This window comes from Geobacter sp. DSM 9736, assembly GCF_900187405.1.
Lineage (GTDB): Bacteria > Desulfobacterota > Desulfuromonadia > Geobacterales > Geobacteraceae > DSM-9736.
On the sequence record NZ_LT896716.1, the window covers coordinates 303,153 to 318,612 of the forward strand.

The following is a 15,460-nucleotide window of genomic DNA, read 5'->3' on the forward strand; positions in this document are numbered from 1 at the left end:
GCATAATCCTGTCAGTGATGCTCCGCAGAGAGAAGCTGCAGCAGTCTTGCCGGCTCGCAGATTGCGCTTCGCAGCCCTTCCTTCATCTCCTCGATCTGCCCTACGGCATCTTCTTTCGTGATCTTGCCGCTACGGTAGAGGAGCCGGAGATTTTTCCGCACTGCTTCGGCCGTTGCGAGAGCGCGTTCCCCCGTGGGGTCGGCCTGGAAGAACACCGATTCCTCCATCCGCGTCAGGATGTCGAAGACCGCTTCCTGGGCCAGGGTCATGTACTCGTCCCGGTCGGTGTCGTCCAGAGCGAATCGTGAAGAGTTGTCCAAAGTTTTAAGTACCTGCTGCCACTTTTCGAGCCGGCTCAGGAGGAGGATCGAGTTGAATATCCTCTTGTTGGTGCCGAAGGAGAAGAGCGTGTCGGAAAGAACCCTTCGAAGAAGTGCATCGTTGGCACGGTAATTTTCCATCGACACCTTCCTGCCAGTCTCCCATATCTCCTTGTCCACGAAATTCTCGAAACGCATTTCCCAATAGGCGTGCTTGAGAGTGAGGGTCGAGAAGCTCAGCATGATCTTGTGCGGGACGAAATAGTTGTGAGCGACGGTGTCGGCGGCGAGATGGGCGAGATAGCCATAGGCACAGGCCTTCTGCGGCTCCAGTTCCGCGTTGTCCAGGACCTTGAGACCTATCCGCCAGCGATGGCAGTGGAGCAGATAGTGGGTGAACTTCTTTCCGATGGTTATGTCCGCCGCGAGGCACCCGTAGAGAAAATCGTATGGGTAGGCGGCGATGATGGCGGCAATGGCCGGCCGTATTGCCGACAGGTTCCGTAAAACGTCTGATCCCAGCTGAAGGTGGACTCCCGCCCCCCATGCCAGCGCATCGGTAGGGATGAGGCAGGCGGCGAGCAGCATGAATGTGAATATGAGCATCCGGACATAGTATTGGGTGCCCACGTAAAAGTAAAGGAGTTTGCCGTGGCGGAAAATACTCCTGCCTTGGAGACCTTAGCATCTCTCCGGGCCTACCTGGAGGAACTGCGGGATACAGGTGTCGAAGCCATACCGCTTGCCGTGCCCCTTCCGGCCGGAGCGGAGAGGTCTGTGCCGGAGCAGGCGTCGGTGGAAAGTCTCTGCTCCATCAGGTCGGACCTTGGGGAGTGCGGCCGGTGCGGGTTGGGTGCCACCCGGACAAACCTCGTATTCGGGGTCGGGAACCCTGATGCGCGTCTCGTATTCGTAGGCGAGGCTCCGGGAAGGGATGAGGACTTTCAGGGGGAGCCGTTCGTGGGAGAGGCGGGGCAGCTGCTGACAAAGATCATTCAGGCGATGGGGTTTAGCCGCGAGGAGGTCTATATCTGCAACGTCCTGAAGTGTCGTCCACCCCAGAACCGCAATCCGCAGCCGCCGGAGATCGAGGCGTGCGAACCGTTTCTGCTGCGCCAGCTGAAGGCGATCTCTCCTGAGGCCGTGATCTGTCTCGGTACCTTCGCCGCGCAGACGCTGCTCCGCACCAAGGAACCGATCTCGCGCCTGCGCGGGAAGTTCCACAATTACCACGGGATTCCACTGATGCCGACATTTCATCCGGCCTTCCTCCTGCGGAACCCGGCTATGAAGCGTGAGGTATGGTCAGATGTGCAGCAGGTGATGAAACTTCTCGGAAAGGATCAGGCCACATGACCCTCCCCAGTCACCGGGAGGCGTGCGGATCGTAGAGGAGGGGCTATGTACGAAAATCTGTATGAAAAGCAGATGACCGGGGAAGGGGAGCTACCCTTCGAACTTCCAGCCTGGATTGCACGAGCTCCTTTCGAGGAATACCTCGGTATGCGCATCGAGACGGCGACTGCTGGAGCTGCCGAGCTGACGATGCCGTTTACGGTTAAGCTCGCCCAGGGGAAAGGGCTTATGCACGGGGGTGCGATAACTGCCCTCGCGGATACCGCAGTCGCGATGGCCATCAAGAGCGTGCTGCCCGAGGGAAGTCATTTCGCCACGGTGGAGTTGGGGCTGCGCTTCCACGCCCCGGTACGTGGTGGAACGGTACGAGCCGTGGCCCGGATAGTGGAGCGGGATGACAGGAACATTAGAGGGGAAGCGGAAGTTTTCGACGGCAGCGGCATGAAGGTGGCCACCTTCACGGCGTTGTTCAGGGTCAAGCGGCAGAAATGACGGCGCTGGCCGGTTGAACCGGCCGCGCCGCTTCAGAGGTATCTACGCGATCTTGAATCGGCCGACCAGGTTTTGCAGCTGCTGCGCCTGGTCGGCCAGCTGTGCGGCAGCGGAAGAGGTTTCTTCCGCTCCCCTGGCAGTTTGCTGTACGACGCCGCTGATCTGGAGAATGTTCGAGGATATCTCCCCCGTTGTGGCAGTCTGCTCCTCGGCTGCGGTGGCTATCTGATTTATCTGCATCGAGACGTCGTTTATCTGCTCCAGGATTTCCCGGAGGGCACGCCCCGACTCCCTCGACGATTCAGTACCTTTCTCTACCTGGTCCACACCCTCTTCCATGGCTTTGACCGCTTCTCTCGTTTCTCCCTGGATCGCTTTTATCATGTCGCCTATTTCGCGGGTCGCTTTAGTGGTGCGCTCTGCCAGCGCCCTAACCTCATCGGCCACTACTGCGAACCCCCGCCCCTGTTCACCGGCCCGAGCGGCCTCGATGGCCGCATTGAGTGCCAACAGGTTCGTCTGGTCCGCTATGTCCTCTATGGTGCCGATGATGGCGCCTATCTGCTCCGAACGGGTTCCGAGGGCGGTCACTGTTCCAGCCGTCTTTTTCACCGTATCGGCGATGCGCCCCATTCCGGCGATAGTTTCCTGAACCACGGAGGCTCCATCCGCTGCGGTGGCGCTCGTTCGTCCGGCAGTTTCCGCGGCTGCCGTGCAGTTGCGGGCGATGTCGCTGCTCGTTGAAGACATTTGCTCCGTTGCGGTGGCCACCGTGCCCGCCTGGGACGCGACTTCCTCCGCGCTGGTAGCGATCTGGTCGGCGGTCGAATGCAACTGTTTAGAAGCCGAGGCGATTCCAGAAGAAACAAAGATTGTTTGCGAAACCATATCCCTAAGGCTTAGGACCATCTCTTTCATGGCAGCCATCAGCTGCCCCGTTTCATCCTTGGATTCTACGGTTACCTCAACCGTCAGATCACCCTGGGAGATACGTTGGGCGACATGTACGCCTGCGGAAAGCGGACGTGTTATCGACCGTGCAATCAGGAACCCGAAGCATCCGGCCAAGATCACACCTCCCAGCAGGAAGGAGAGCGACATGAGCCTGCTTGCCCGGTAGGAACTTTCGCTTCTCTCGTACTCCGTCTTTGCAACCTTCAACTGCACATCCACCAGCTCGCTGAACTTGCCCGATACGGGGTCTACGGCCGGATACAGGTCGGAGACGGTGAACGTGGCAAGACCCTCCGCATCTTGGGCACTGAGAACGCCGCGCAGTTTTTCCACAGCGACATCGGCTACTTTCATGAGGGGTTTTATCTCATCGATGAGCCTCTGTTCTTCGGAAACGAGGGAGGTCCCCAGATATGCCTGCCATTTTTCCCTGATTACCCTGCTTGCTTCCTCCACATTCTTCCGGCCTTCTTCCCATCCGATATTGCCGTTGCGAACCTTGTGTGAAGTATCGACTATGTTTACGGCGTACATGTCCGCTATGACCTTCAGATCCTTCAGCGGTACGACCCGGTCCCTGTAGACGGTATTCAGCCCTTCATTGGCCTTGGCGGCACTTCTAAGGCCGATCACTCCAATGAGGATGAGGAGGATGGACATGAACCCTACCAGGAAAAACAACCTTGATGCTACCTTTACGTCTTTCAGCATGTTGACCCCTTTCGCCGTTGAAGTGATCAAGTGTTACCTGAATGAAATCTATCGCCGGAGAGACAGTAAAACTTTAGCGATCTCTCCCTCTTAAAGCAGACTCACTCCATTGCCGAAAGATGAGATAGCATCAAGCGGAATTTTCACCCCTGATGGAGCAACGAGTGAGTCCTTCCCACGAACCACAGTCTTCTGCTGCCTCCTTTCCGACTCCGGTACGGATGTTCATCCAGGTCGTAGTCGTTCTGTTTTTCCTCGAGATGCTGGTCATGTTTCTGCTTCCCTACCTGCAGCTGAAAAGCGAGGGTGCAGCGGAAAATTTCGCCGATTCCGTGCTCCTTACAATTCTCAGTGCTCCACTTCTCTGGCACCTGATCGTCCGCCCTTTGCGCGGTATCGCTTTAATGGAAATGACGCGAGCCGACACGGTCCTGGAAAACATGGTGGACGGTGTCGTAGTTTTCGACACCACCGGCGTGATCGAGAGTGTCAATGCCGCTTTTCTCGCCATTTTTCAATGCCGGGCGGATGAGATGATCGGGAGGAAGATGGATTCGTTCGTCCATCTTCAGGAGAATGCCGCGCGTCTTGATGATGCCGCTTCCGATACAGAGAGGCAGATGATCTGGACCCGAGCGGACGGCAGCACGGTCGAGGTGGATATTTCGGTCAGCACCTTCAGTTCCGAGGGGATGGTGCGGACTGTTGCCATCGTAAGGGACATTACCGAGCGGAACAGGGAGCGGCGGCACCTGCACGAGACTAACCAGCAGCTGCACGCTCTTGTACAGGCTTCTCCTCTCGCCATCGTAGCACTCGACGCTTCCGGAATGGTGACTACGTGGAACCGCGCCGCCGAGCACATTTTCGGCTGGAGCAGCGAAGAGGTCATAGGAGCGCCCTTTCCTGCGTGCGACGAGGAGATGCGCATAGAGCACGGTCGGGTACGTGAGCAGGTAATGACGGGCAGGCCCTTTACCAACCTGGAGCTGCAGCGCCTGAGGAAAGACGGGAGGGTGATCGACGTCAGCGTATCGGCCGCTCCTCTCTTCGACACTTCAGGGGGCATAACCGGGATCATGAGCATCATCGCGGACATCACTTCACGCAAGAGGTCTGAGACCGATCTGCGGCTCTTCAAGCGGGCCATCAAGGCGACCGACAACGGGATTACGATCGTCGATGTCTCGACTCAGGAGAGGCGGATCATTTATGTCAATCCCGCCGTCCCAAAGATTACGGGTTATCAGGCGGATGAGGTGGTGGGCAAGGACCTCGGTTTCCTCTGCGCGGGGGAAAGGGATGGTGCGACATTCGCCAGAATCGAGGCTGCGCTTAAGGAGAACGGAGAGGGGCGCTTCCTTTTCCGCAACCGGCGGAAGGACGGCTCATTTTTCTGGAACGAGCTCTTCCTGGGGCCGGTCCGGGACGAAAAGGGAAGAGTGGGCCACTACATAGCGGTGATGAACGACGTCAGTGAGCGGAAGCGGTTCGAGGAGCAGCTTGTCTATCTTGCCAACCATGACGCGCTCACGGGCCTGCCGAACCGCAACCTGTTCATGGACCGCCTCGGACAGGTGCTGGCATACAATGCGCGCACCGACCGGCAGGCATGCGTGATGTTTCTAGATCTGGATCATTTCAAGGTAATCAATGACACGCTGGGGCATCCGTGCGGGGACAAGCTGCTGCAGACGGTGGCACGTCTGATCTCGGGCTGCCTGAGGACCGGCGACACGGTGGCAAGGCTCGGGGGGGATGAGTTTACTGTCATCCTGCCGAACATTGCAGGAAGTCACGAAATAGTCGCAGTGGCCGAAAAGATACTCGAGATTATCGCCCACCCGGTAGAGCTCGACGGGACCGAGCTGTTCGTCACCGCCAGCATAGGCATAACGCTCTTCCCCGCCGATGGCTCCACGGTGGACCTACTGCTGAAGAATGCCGATACCGCGATGTATCATGCGAAGGAGCAGGGACGGAACAACTACCAGTTCTTCTCCGAAGAGATGAACCGCCTCGTGTTCGAGAGAATGTTCATGGAGACCAACCTGCGGCGCGCGCTGGATCGCCAGGAACTGCTCCTCCACTACCAGCCGCAGCTCGACCTCTCTACCGGAGAAGTCATAGGGATGGAGGCTCTGGTACGCTGGCAGCACCCGGAGCTGGGGCTGATCCCTCCGGTCCGCTTCATTCCTCTAGCCGAGGAGTGTGGCCTCATTACGCAACTGGGTGAATGGGTTCTTAGGACGGCATGCCGGCAGAACCGTCAGTGGCAGGAGGAGGGGCTCTCTCCTCTGAAGGTGGCGGTCAATATCTCGGCTCGGCAGTTCAGGCAGCACAACCTCGTCGATCTTGTGGCTCGGGTACTGGAGGAAACGGGGCTTGAACCCGGTTTCCTGGAGCTGGAGCTGACGGAGAGCATCATCATGAAGGATCTGGAGCAGACCGTCCGCACCCTTCGCGACCTGGAGGCAATGGGTATTTCTCTCGCCATCGACGACTTCGGAACCGGCTACTCCTCCCTCAGCTATCTGCAGCGGTTTCCCATCAACACGCTGAAAATCGACCAATCTTTCATCCGCGATCTCAGCACCAATCCCGATGATAATGCCATCGTCCAGACTATTATCGTGATGGCTCACCAGCTTGGAATGAAAGTCACTGCCGAGGGTGTCGAGACAGAGGAGCAACTGGCGTTCCTTTGCAACCACAGCTGTGAAAAGATGCAGGGGTACTATTTCAGCAAACCCCTCCCCGCCGACGCTTTCGCCCTGTTGCTCCGTGAACGAAAAAAGCTGCCGCTAGGGCAGCCGTGATCGCCTAACATTAAAAAGCTTGCACGGCCTGCAGGTGTTCCAGTAAAATCGGGCGCACTACTAAAGGAAACGTCGTGGCCCGTGTAAAGCGATACAAATTCATACTATTCAGCGTCCTGCTGCTGGTCACCTTAGGACTCGTCAGTCACGGCACGCGTGTGCCGAACCTTAAGGAAGTACTTTCCTCTTCGGCTAAACCGAAGCCCCGCCCGCGGGCCGTCGTAAAAACGCAGATAAAGGCTTGCCAGGAGAGCATCAAGAAGCATTGCGACCCTTCCCCCGTCCTGCTCAACCGTCAGGACCCTGCCGCTGCTCCCGTGCACGCTCCCGTTCTGAGAAATCCTGACACTCCTCCTTTTTTCCCCCTAGTTGTAGTCTCCTCCAAACCCTCCCGAGCTTCGCCCCGGATTTTCCTGTCCTGAAGTCCCCCGGGAAGCTGCTAGCTTCCCCCTGAAAGCATCCTCCTGCATCCGCGGCTCTCGCCGTCCGGCTTTCGTGCATGATTAAGTTCATACGCGTCGCGTGTGACGTGCCCGTGGATATGTGCATCGCGCATGGAGAAAAGTTATGAGACTTTCGATAGTAATCCCCGTGTTCAATGCCGAAAACACGATCGAAGCACTGTGCAATAGACTCTTCGACCTCTACTCCTCGTCCTGTGAACTCGAAATAGTGCTCGTCAACGACAACAGCCAGGACAGCACCCATACCATATGCAGCCGCCTGCACCGCAGCCGGCCGGACACAGTCACCTACGTGCGGCTTTCCCGTAATTTCGGCGAGCACAGCGCCGTGATGGCCGGCCTGAATGTAGCTACCGGTGATTTCTGCGTGGTCATGGATGACGACTTCCAGAATCCTCCGGAGGAGGTGGGGCGTCTCGTCGAGGAGATCGGCAAGGGCTATGATGTTGTCTATACCAGGTACGCGGAGAAGCGTGACAGTCTTTTCAGAAATATGGGGAGCCGTCTGAATGACAAGGTGGCGAATATCGTGCTCAGGAAGCCAGCCGACCTGTACCTGTCGAGCTTCAAGATCATGAACCGGTTTCTCGTGGACGAGATCATCAAGTATACCGGACCTGATCCCTACATAGACGCGATAATCCTCAGGACCACAGCCAGCATCGGAAAAATCGAGGTCCGCCACGACGCGAGAAGGCACGGCAGGTCGGGATACACCTTCATGAAACTGGTGTCCCTGTGGGGGAACATGGTGATCGGCTGCTCCCTCATCCCACTTAGGATACTGGGTGTTGTCGGACTTGTCATGACGGCAGCAGGCGTCTACATCGGGGGGGAGGCTCTTGTCGATTACCTGATCCCCCACCTCCAGGACCCGAGCGAGTACAGGGTCATCATGTCTTACTCGGTATTTTCCCGTGGCTTCCTGCTCCTCTGCCTCAGCGTGGTCGGAGAATACGTCGGGCGCATCTACCTGTCGCTTAACAGCGACCCCCAGTTCGTCATACGCGAAAGACTTTCGGTTCGCCGAAAACTGATGGCGGCAGCGACGACGGAGGAGCGTAGAAAGGGATACGATGCCGCACTGCGTGCCTGAAATGGTGGCCGAAGTGCAGGATGGATCTTCCTCGGCGCCCGATTTTGTGTACGACCTTTGCCATTCACGAACGAGCGCGAATGCCCTCCACTCCGACGAGCATGTGGATTTCTGGATCGAAGAGCGCCTTGCCCGGCCCCGTCTTCACATCATACCCACGCCCCTGGAAAGGTTGTGCCGGTGGCGGATCGACCCGATCAGCGGCAATATCCGTCACGATTCGGGCCGTTTTTTCACCGTAACGGGAGTCAAGGTACGTCATCGGACCCAGACGGCCGAGCTGGAATGGGACCAGCCGATGATCGACCAGCCCGAAGTGGGTATTCTCGGCATTATCGCGAAGAAGATCGACGGTATCCTCCATTTCTGCCTGCAGGCGAAGGAAGAGCCCGGCAACGTGAATTCGGTGCAGCTTTCCCCCTCCGTGCAGGCTACGTACAGCAACTACACACGTGTGCATGGCGGCAGCGCGCCCCCGTTCGTAAATTTCTTTTTAAATCCTCCTCCGGAAAAGGTTATTTTTTCGAAGCTTCAGACCGAGGATGGAGGGCGCTTCCTCTACAAGTCGAACCGGAACATGATCGTGCTGGTGGACGAGAACGAACTGCCTGTCCTCCCCGAAGGCTTCATCTGGCTCACTCTCCGACAGATTGCGCGTCTCCTTCTCCGGGACAACCTGATCCACGCCACTACCCGAAGTATTCTTTCCTGCCTGGTTTTCCCCCTCCGGGAGTCGGAGGATTACCGGATGCTTCGTTCGCTGCCCGAGATCATACAGTGGCTGGACGACCAGAAGGCCTTCAATCACCTGTTCGTCAAGCGGGAGGGGCTCAACACGCTGCAGGAATGGGAAATGGATCGCGACGGGTATTTTTCGCACCGGGAGGGGAGGTTTTTCCGTGTCATCGGCATCAATGTGACCTCTGCCGGCCGCGAGGTATCCTCCTGGAGCCAGCCGATCGTCGAAACCCCCGAAAAGGGGGTGATCGGCCTCCTGATGAGGGTGATCGCAGGTGAGAGGTACTTCCTGATGCAGGCGAAGCCTGATGTGGGGAACCGGAGCATAATTCAGCTGGGGCCGACCGTCCAGTTCACGCCGGGAAACTACATCGGCAACAGGAGACTGGCAAAACCCTTTCTGTTCGACGACTTCATGGGGAGCGGTCGATTCCCCGTCATATCCGCCGGCTTCCAGTCGGAAGAAGGAGCGCGTTTTTTCCGTGAGGAACATCTGCATACGGTTCTGATGCTTCCGGAAGGAACGGAGCTTCTTCTCCCTCCCGAATTCCGCTGGCTCAATGAAGCGCAGCTCCACTTTTTCCTCCACCTTGGGGAGAGTGTGAACTCGTGCGCACGGAGCGTGCTGTCATGTCTGCTGTAAAAGCCGGTGAAGAAATGACTGCGGGGGGAGAAGCGAATGAAACGGCTGTCCGTTACTGGGACTACCTTCGGGATTACAGGCGGCATCGGGAGGAGCTTCTTGCGGTAGTTGACAGCGTCCTTTCCTCCGGTCGGCTCATACTCGGAAAGCGTGTGGAGTCTCTGGAAAATAAATTTTCCCTTTACTGCGGCGCAAGATTCGGTGTCGGTGTCAACTCGGGCACCGATGCGCTCTTCCTTTCACTCAAGGCTCTCGGGATAGGTGAGGGGGACGAGGTCGTCACCGTCGCCAACACGGCAGTCCCTACCGTAGCCGCAATCAGGTCCACGGGGGCCACGCCTGTCTTCGTGGATGTGGAGCCCGACACTTTCCTCATGGATGTCCGCCTGCTGCCCCAGGTTCTGACTTCACGGACCCGTTGCGTGCTGCCGGTGCATCTATGCGGGCAACCGGTGGACCTGGCCCCGCTCCAGGAGTTCGCTGAGTTGGAGGGGGTGGAGATTCTTGAAGATTGTGCGCAGGCGGCAGGAGCGACCTACAGGGGCAGAAGGGTCGGGAGCTTCGGATCCATCGGTGCCTTTTCCTTCTATCCGACGAAGATACTCGGCGGGTACGGGGACGGGGGGATGGCCGTCACTTCCTGCGAAACGCTGTACCGGAAGCTGAAGCGCCTCCGTTTCTACGGGATGGAGGGGGCTTACTGCAGCGAGGAGGAGGGGTACAACTCCCGTCTGGACGAGCTGCAGGCGGCACTCCTCGATTTCCGACTCGGCCTTCTGGAGGAAGAGGTCGGAAGGCGACGGGCAATAGCCGCCATGTACAGCGAGCATCTGAGCGGGGTAGGCGACCTGGTCCTTCCCGCGGAGGGGAAGGAGAGGGAGCACCGCTTCTACCTCTACACGATCCGGACCTCTTTCCGGGGTGAGCTCATGGCTTTTCTTGCCGAAAAAGGGGTGGAAACCCGGGTCAACTATCCCACACCGATCCACCTCATGCCTGGATACCGCTTCCTCGGCTACAGGGAAGGGAGCCTGCCGGTAACGGAGCGGCTGGCGGGGGAGATACTCTCCCTTCCGATGTATCACGATCTTTCGGATCACGAAGTGTGGCGGGTGATCGAAGAAATCCGCTGCTTTTTCGCGCGCGACCTCCCGTCGATTACGAGGCCAGCGTGAACAAACCTGAATACGAGCGTATGTACCGGGTGGAGGACTCCCACTGGTGGTACAGGGGCCTTCACGATCTAGTTATCAGGCACGTCTCCAGGGAATCCGCAGGAAGAAAAGGGTTGTCGCTACTCGACGCCGGCTGCGGCACCGGCCGGCTCTGTTCCCTTCTCACTTCCTTCGGGGATGTTGCAGGGTGCGATGTATCTTCGGATGCCCTGGCGTTCTGCAGAGAGCGGGGGCTGGGAAACGTCTTTCATGCCGACCTGAACCAGGTCGACCTGGGCTGCTGCCGGTACGACATCATCACCGCAATCGACGTGCTCTACCATCGGAACATCAGGGACGACCATGCAGTTGTGGCGCGGTTTCACCGGGCGCTCAAGCCGGGAGGGCTCCTCATCGTCAACCTGGTTGCGTTCGAGTTTCTCCGCAGCACCCATGACATAGCTGTTCATACGAGGAAGCGGTACCGGAGGAAGGAAGCGGTGGAGATGCTGGAGCGCGCGGGGCTGCAGGTGGAAACAGCAGCATACCGGCTCGGATTTCTATTCCCCCCTATTGCCTGCTACCGGCTGGCCAGGCGCATCCTCCACGCCGGCGGGGAGGCGTCTGCGGTCGATTCAGATGTGCGGCTCCCCTCGCCGGGGATAAACCGTCTTCTTCTGGGCGCGGTACTCCTGGAGAACAGGCTCGTGCAGAGGGGCTTGGGGCCCGCTGGTTCATCCGTGTTCCTTACGGCTCGGAAGTCGTCCCAAAAGTAATCATCAGGAGTTATCGGCACATGAAAAACAGGAAAAACAAGGCCGGGGTCAGCCCGGCCGGCCCGGCAGAAGTTCCGGCTCCTGCCTCCGTATCCGATGCAAGCCTGATGGAGGACCCATTCATCCATCTCCTCCTCCTGATCTGCCTCTGTTTCGCCTCCTACTGGAACAGCATGGCCGTTCCCTTTACCTTCGACGATTTCCCCTATCTCTGCGAGAATCCACTGATACGAAGTCTTAGCTTCTTTTCCGGCTCCCTCCCCCCCGACAGTGCATTTACGAACATCGACCTCAAATACAACTTCATCCTCCGCCCCGTAGCCTACTTCACCTTCACCCTCAACTACCTTGCGGGGGGGATGCAGCCGGGATCGTATCATCTGGTAAACCTCCTGATCCATCTCGGAAGCACGCTGCTGGTATACCTGCTGGTCCGAAGCCTTCTCATCCTTGCACGGCAGACGGGGAAGGATGAGAAGAGCCTCTCTTTCATCTCCTTCTTCACGGCCGCCATCTTCGCCGTTCATCCCGTCCAGACCCAGGCGGTCACCTACATCGTGCAACGGTTCACGTCGCTGGCGGCTTTTCTTTACCTGCTGACGATATTTCTCTATCTCAGGTACCGTTCTTCGGGCAGCAGCGCGCTCAGGGCCGTCTACTTCCTTGCCGCACTCGCCTCGGCAGTCTGCGCCATGAAAACCAAGGAGATCGCCTTTACGCTCCCCTTCGTCCTGCTAATGGTCGAGTTCCTCTTTCTTGAAGGGAGCAGGCGCAAGCGCATTCTGGGCCTGCTCCCCTTTCTCCTCACCATGCTGATCATACCGCTGAATGTGGCCGAGCTTTCCGCACAGTCGAGCCAGTCAGGTTCGGTCCTTATGAATGGGACAAATCTGGTCAATTTCAAGAATGTCTCGCCGGCAGATTATGCAATAACGCAATTACGGGTGCTCATGACCTACTTGCGCCTGCTCATTTTTCCGGTGAACCTGAACATCGACTACGATTATCCCCTCTACACAAGCCTCTTCGACCGAATAATTCTCCTCTCGCTTGCAGGAAACCTGCTGCTTTTCGGCGGCGGAATATGGCTGCTGAAGCTCTCCTATGGCGAAACAGTGCACCGCCTGCACTTGAGGATCGCAGCCTTCGGGATTCTATGGTATTTCACCGCCCTATCCGTCGAGTCGAGCATCATTCCGCTGGACGATCTTATATTCGAGCACAGGCTGTATCTTCCCTCGGTCGGATTCCTACTTTCCGCCGTGACGGGGGCAGACCTTCTCAGGCAGTCTCTTCCCCGGCGCACTCCTGCCGTTGCCGGTGCGATCTGCCTCATACTGATCGTGTTTTCGATGGCAACCATCAGGAGAAACAGCGACTGGAAGAATATCTGGCAGGACGCCGTGGAGAAGAGTCCGAATAAGGCGCGCCCATGGAACAACCTTGGGGACGCCCTCATGAAGGGGGGGAATCCCGTACAGGCCATAACCAGCTTCAAGAAGGCGCTGGATTTACAGCCGGACTACGCCGATGCATGGATGAATCTGGGAACCGCGTACATTGATGCGGGTGAGTACGATAAGGCACTGGAAGTTCTCCATTCGGTGCTTCGGAAAAATCCGCTGGACTTTCATGCCCTTAATAGCGTAGGTGTAGCATATGCCAATCAGGGAGAGATTGAGAAGGCGGTCGGCTTTTTCGAAAAAAGCAACGCCGTCAATCCGGCATACGACACCGCCCGCACTAATCTTGAACGGGCACGCCGTGAGCTGGGCCTTGGAGGGTATAGTCCGCCGATCCCCGAAATAGGGGTTCGGTCCTTGGAGTGATCCGGTAGGAATGATGAAGAGCTTTCCCATAAAATCCACGCTACTGCTACTGGCGGTTCTTGGGGCGCTCTTCTGGGTGAGCGACAACTACCTGCTGTTCCACTCTCTCGTCGAGATCTTCTCCGTAGTGATAGCCTGCGGCATTTTCATAATCGCTTGGAACAGCCGCCGCTTCATGGAGAACCACTATTTCCTGTTCCTAGGGATCGGCTGCCTCTTTGTTGGAGCCCTGGACCTCCTTCACACCCTCGCTTACAAGAACATGGGAGTCTTCGCGGCAAACGATCCCGACCTTCCGACCCAGCTCTGGCTTTCCGCCCGATTCGTACAAGCCGCCTCCTTTCTCCTGGCCCCGATTTTCCTGACGCGCAAGCTCCTTCCCCATGTTGCCGTTGCCGCATTTGCCGGAGTCACTGCAATCCTACTGGCTTCGATCTTCGCATGGGATATCTTTCCCGTCTGCTTCACTGAGGGGCAGGGGCTCACCACCTTCAAGCGTACAAGTGAATATCTCATCGCCCTATCCCTGCTCGGTGGCCTGATCCTGATACGGCGCAAGAAGGGGGAGTTCGACCCCCAGGTGGCCCAGCTCCTCAATCTGGCGCTTGCCGTTCTCATCGCTTCCGAGCTCGCCTTCACCCTCTATACCGACGTGTTCGGCATCAGCAACAAGATCGGCCATTTTCTGAAGATGGCTGGCTTTTTCCTGATATACAAGGCTTTGATCGAAATCGGCCTGACCCGTCCCTACGACCTGCTTTTCCGCGAGCTGAAAAAGAGCGAGGAAGCCCTGGCAAAGGAGCGGAACGATCTGGTCGAAAGCGAGGAGAAGTTCCGGTTGCTGGCGGAAAACGCCCAGGACGTGATCTATGCCTTCCATTTCGAGCCGATTCCGGGTTTCCAGTATGTGAGTCCCTCTGTTGCCAGAATTACCGGTTATACACCCGATGAATTTTATGAAGACCCGACACTTCCGGAAAGGATCGTGTGTTCCCGCGACCGCACCCTCCTTAAAGAGGTCTATGACTCTCCCGAAAGGTTCTTCACCAAGCCCTTCAGTCTGTGCTGCGTGAAAAAGGATGGAACGGAATTCTGGATGGAGCAGCTCATCCGCCCCATTTACGATCCAGGCGGGATAATTGTTTCCGTCATGGGAATCGGCCGAGACATCACCGAGCGAAAGGTGGCAGAGGAACGGATCGAGATGCTGAACACCGATCTGGCGGCGCGGGCATATCAGCTGGAGATTTCATACGGCGAGCTGGAGAAGTCGAACCAGCGACTCGCATCTGTAAACCGGGAGCTTGAGGTCGCCAACCGAGATCTTGAGGCCTTCAACTACACCGTGTCACACGACCTCCGTGCGCCCCTCGCCAATATCAGCGGCTCATGCAATGTTCTTGTCGAAGCGCACGCAGGTGAGCTTTCCGGGCAGGCTCTGGAGTTCCTCGGTTATATAGAAAAAGAGACTGTCCGCATGAGCGATCTGATCAGGGTCCTGCTCAATTTCTCCAGGTTCAGCCGGCAGCCCCTGCAGAAGCAGGCTGTCGACCTGACTGCCGAGGCACGTTCCGTTGCCGCCGAACTGCAGATGAGCCGGCCTCACCCTGGTGCGAAGATATCCATCGCCGAGGGACTGAGCTGCCACGGCGACCCCGGCCTGTTGCGCGTAGTTCTTGAAAACCTGATCGGAAACGCCTGGAAATACAGTGCGAAGACGGAGACTCCCTTTATAGAAGTGGGAATGACCGAGCGCGAAGGGGAAGTGCTTTTCTTCATCCGTGACAATGGTGTCGGTTTCGATCAGGAGCAGGGGGAAAAGCTCTTCCGCCCCTTTCAGCGCCTGCATTCCCGCGACTTCGAGGGGTTCGGCATAGGGCTGGCGACTGTTCAGAGGATCATCGAGCGGCACGACGGGCGGGTTTTCGCCGAAGGGGCTGTCGGAAAGGGAGCCACTTTCTATTTCATCGTAGGTCCCTGATGCTGAAGTCCTGCAAGCTGTCCCCCTGTGACGGTACCTTCCTGTTCACTGCTGCCGGAGCCCCTCCCCGGGCTCCGGCCATTTTGTTTTACGTGCGCACATTGATCCACACGCTCTTTCTCCGACC

At 57.6% G+C, this 15,460-nt stretch carries 12 protein-coding genes; 10 read left to right on the plus strand and 2 right to left on the minus strand.

The features are described 5' to 3' along the window. Positions 1-11: 11 nt before the first annotated feature. Entirely contained in the window at positions 12-926 is a 915-nt protein-coding gene (locus CFB04_RS01410; RefSeq protein ID WP_088536665.1) for a zinc dependent phospholipase C family protein, read from the minus strand. Between the two features lie 45 nt (positions 927-971). Between CFB04_RS01410 and CFB04_RS01415 the strand changes: the two genes are divergently transcribed. Both CFB04_RS01415 and CFB04_RS01420 read left to right on the plus strand, forming a co-directional pair. Then, positions 972-1,676 carry a uracil-DNA glycosylase family protein gene (locus tag CFB04_RS01415; RefSeq protein WP_088533604.1) on the plus strand — a complete coding sequence of 235 codons (705 nt, stop codon included), beginning with the start codon at positions 972-974 and terminating at the stop codon, positions 1,674-1,676. A 45-nt stretch (positions 1,677-1,721) separates the two neighbouring features. Continuing rightward, on the plus strand, positions 1,722-2,168 hold the full coding sequence (locus tag CFB04_RS01420) for a PaaI family thioesterase (RefSeq protein ID WP_088533605.1): 447 nt from the start codon (positions 1,722-1,724) through the stop codon (positions 2,166-2,168). 42 nt (positions 2,169-2,210) lie between these two features. Here the strand turns inward: CFB04_RS01420 and CFB04_RS01425 are convergent, their stop codons facing one another. Next, the gene (locus tag CFB04_RS01425) at positions 2,211-3,833 is read right to left on the minus strand and encodes a methyl-accepting chemotaxis protein (protein WP_088533606.1); all 1,623 of its coding nucleotides are present in this window, start codon (positions 3,831-3,833) and stop codon (positions 2,211-2,213) included. A gap of 164 nt (positions 3,834-3,997) precedes the next feature. Between CFB04_RS01425 and CFB04_RS01430 the strand changes: the two genes are divergently transcribed. The 8 genes from CFB04_RS01430 to CFB04_RS01465 all read left to right on the plus strand — a co-directional run bounded on the left by CFB04_RS01430 (position 3,998) and on the right by CFB04_RS01465 (position 15,333). After that, a complete protein-coding gene (locus CFB04_RS01430; RefSeq protein ID WP_172825415.1) occupies positions 3,998-6,652 on the plus strand; it encodes an EAL domain-containing protein in 2,655 nt (884 codons plus the stop codon). Positions 6,653-6,726: 74 nt separating this feature from the next. Continuing rightward, positions 6,727-7,074 (plus strand): hypothetical protein, encoded by a 348-nt coding sequence (locus tag CFB04_RS01435; RefSeq protein WP_088533608.1) that lies wholly within the window; start codon positions 6,727-6,729, stop codon positions 7,072-7,074. A 145-nt stretch (positions 7,075-7,219) separates the two neighbouring features. After that, complete coding sequence (locus tag CFB04_RS01440; RefSeq protein ID WP_088533609.1) at positions 7,220-8,212, plus strand: glycosyltransferase family 2 protein; 993 nt, start codon at positions 7,220-7,222, stop codon at positions 8,210-8,212. Further along, positions 8,193-9,593, plus strand: coding sequence for an NDP-hexose 2,3-dehydratase family protein (locus CFB04_RS01445; RefSeq protein WP_088533610.1), 1,401 nt, complete (start codon positions 8,193-8,195; stop codon positions 9,591-9,593). The genes CFB04_RS01440 and CFB04_RS01445 overlap by 20 nt, the downstream gene beginning before the upstream one ends. Continuing rightward, positions 9,581-10,768: a DegT/DnrJ/EryC1/StrS aminotransferase family protein gene (locus CFB04_RS01450; RefSeq protein WP_088533611.1), complete on the plus strand. Its 1,188-nt coding sequence runs from the start codon at positions 9,581-9,583 to the stop codon at positions 10,766-10,768. Before CFB04_RS01445 ends, CFB04_RS01450 begins: the two co-directional genes overlap by 13 nt. Then, positions 10,765-11,523: a bifunctional 2-polyprenyl-6-hydroxyphenol methylase/3-demethylubiquinol 3-O-methyltransferase UbiG gene (locus CFB04_RS01455; protein ID WP_088533612.1), complete on the plus strand. Its 759-nt coding sequence runs from the start codon at positions 10,765-10,767 to the stop codon at positions 11,521-11,523. Before CFB04_RS01450 ends, CFB04_RS01455 begins: the two co-directional genes overlap by 4 nt. 20 nt (positions 11,524-11,543) lie before the next feature. Then, a complete protein-coding gene (locus tag CFB04_RS01460) occupies positions 11,544-13,352 on the plus strand; it encodes a tetratricopeptide repeat protein (RefSeq protein ID WP_088533613.1) in 1,809 nt (602 codons plus the stop codon). A 10-nt stretch (positions 13,353-13,362) separates the two neighbouring features. Continuing rightward, a complete protein-coding gene (locus CFB04_RS01465; protein ID WP_088533614.1) occupies positions 13,363-15,333 on the plus strand; it encodes an MASE3 domain-containing protein in 1,971 nt (656 codons plus the stop codon). The last annotated feature ends 127 nt before the right edge of the window (positions 15,334-15,460 follow it).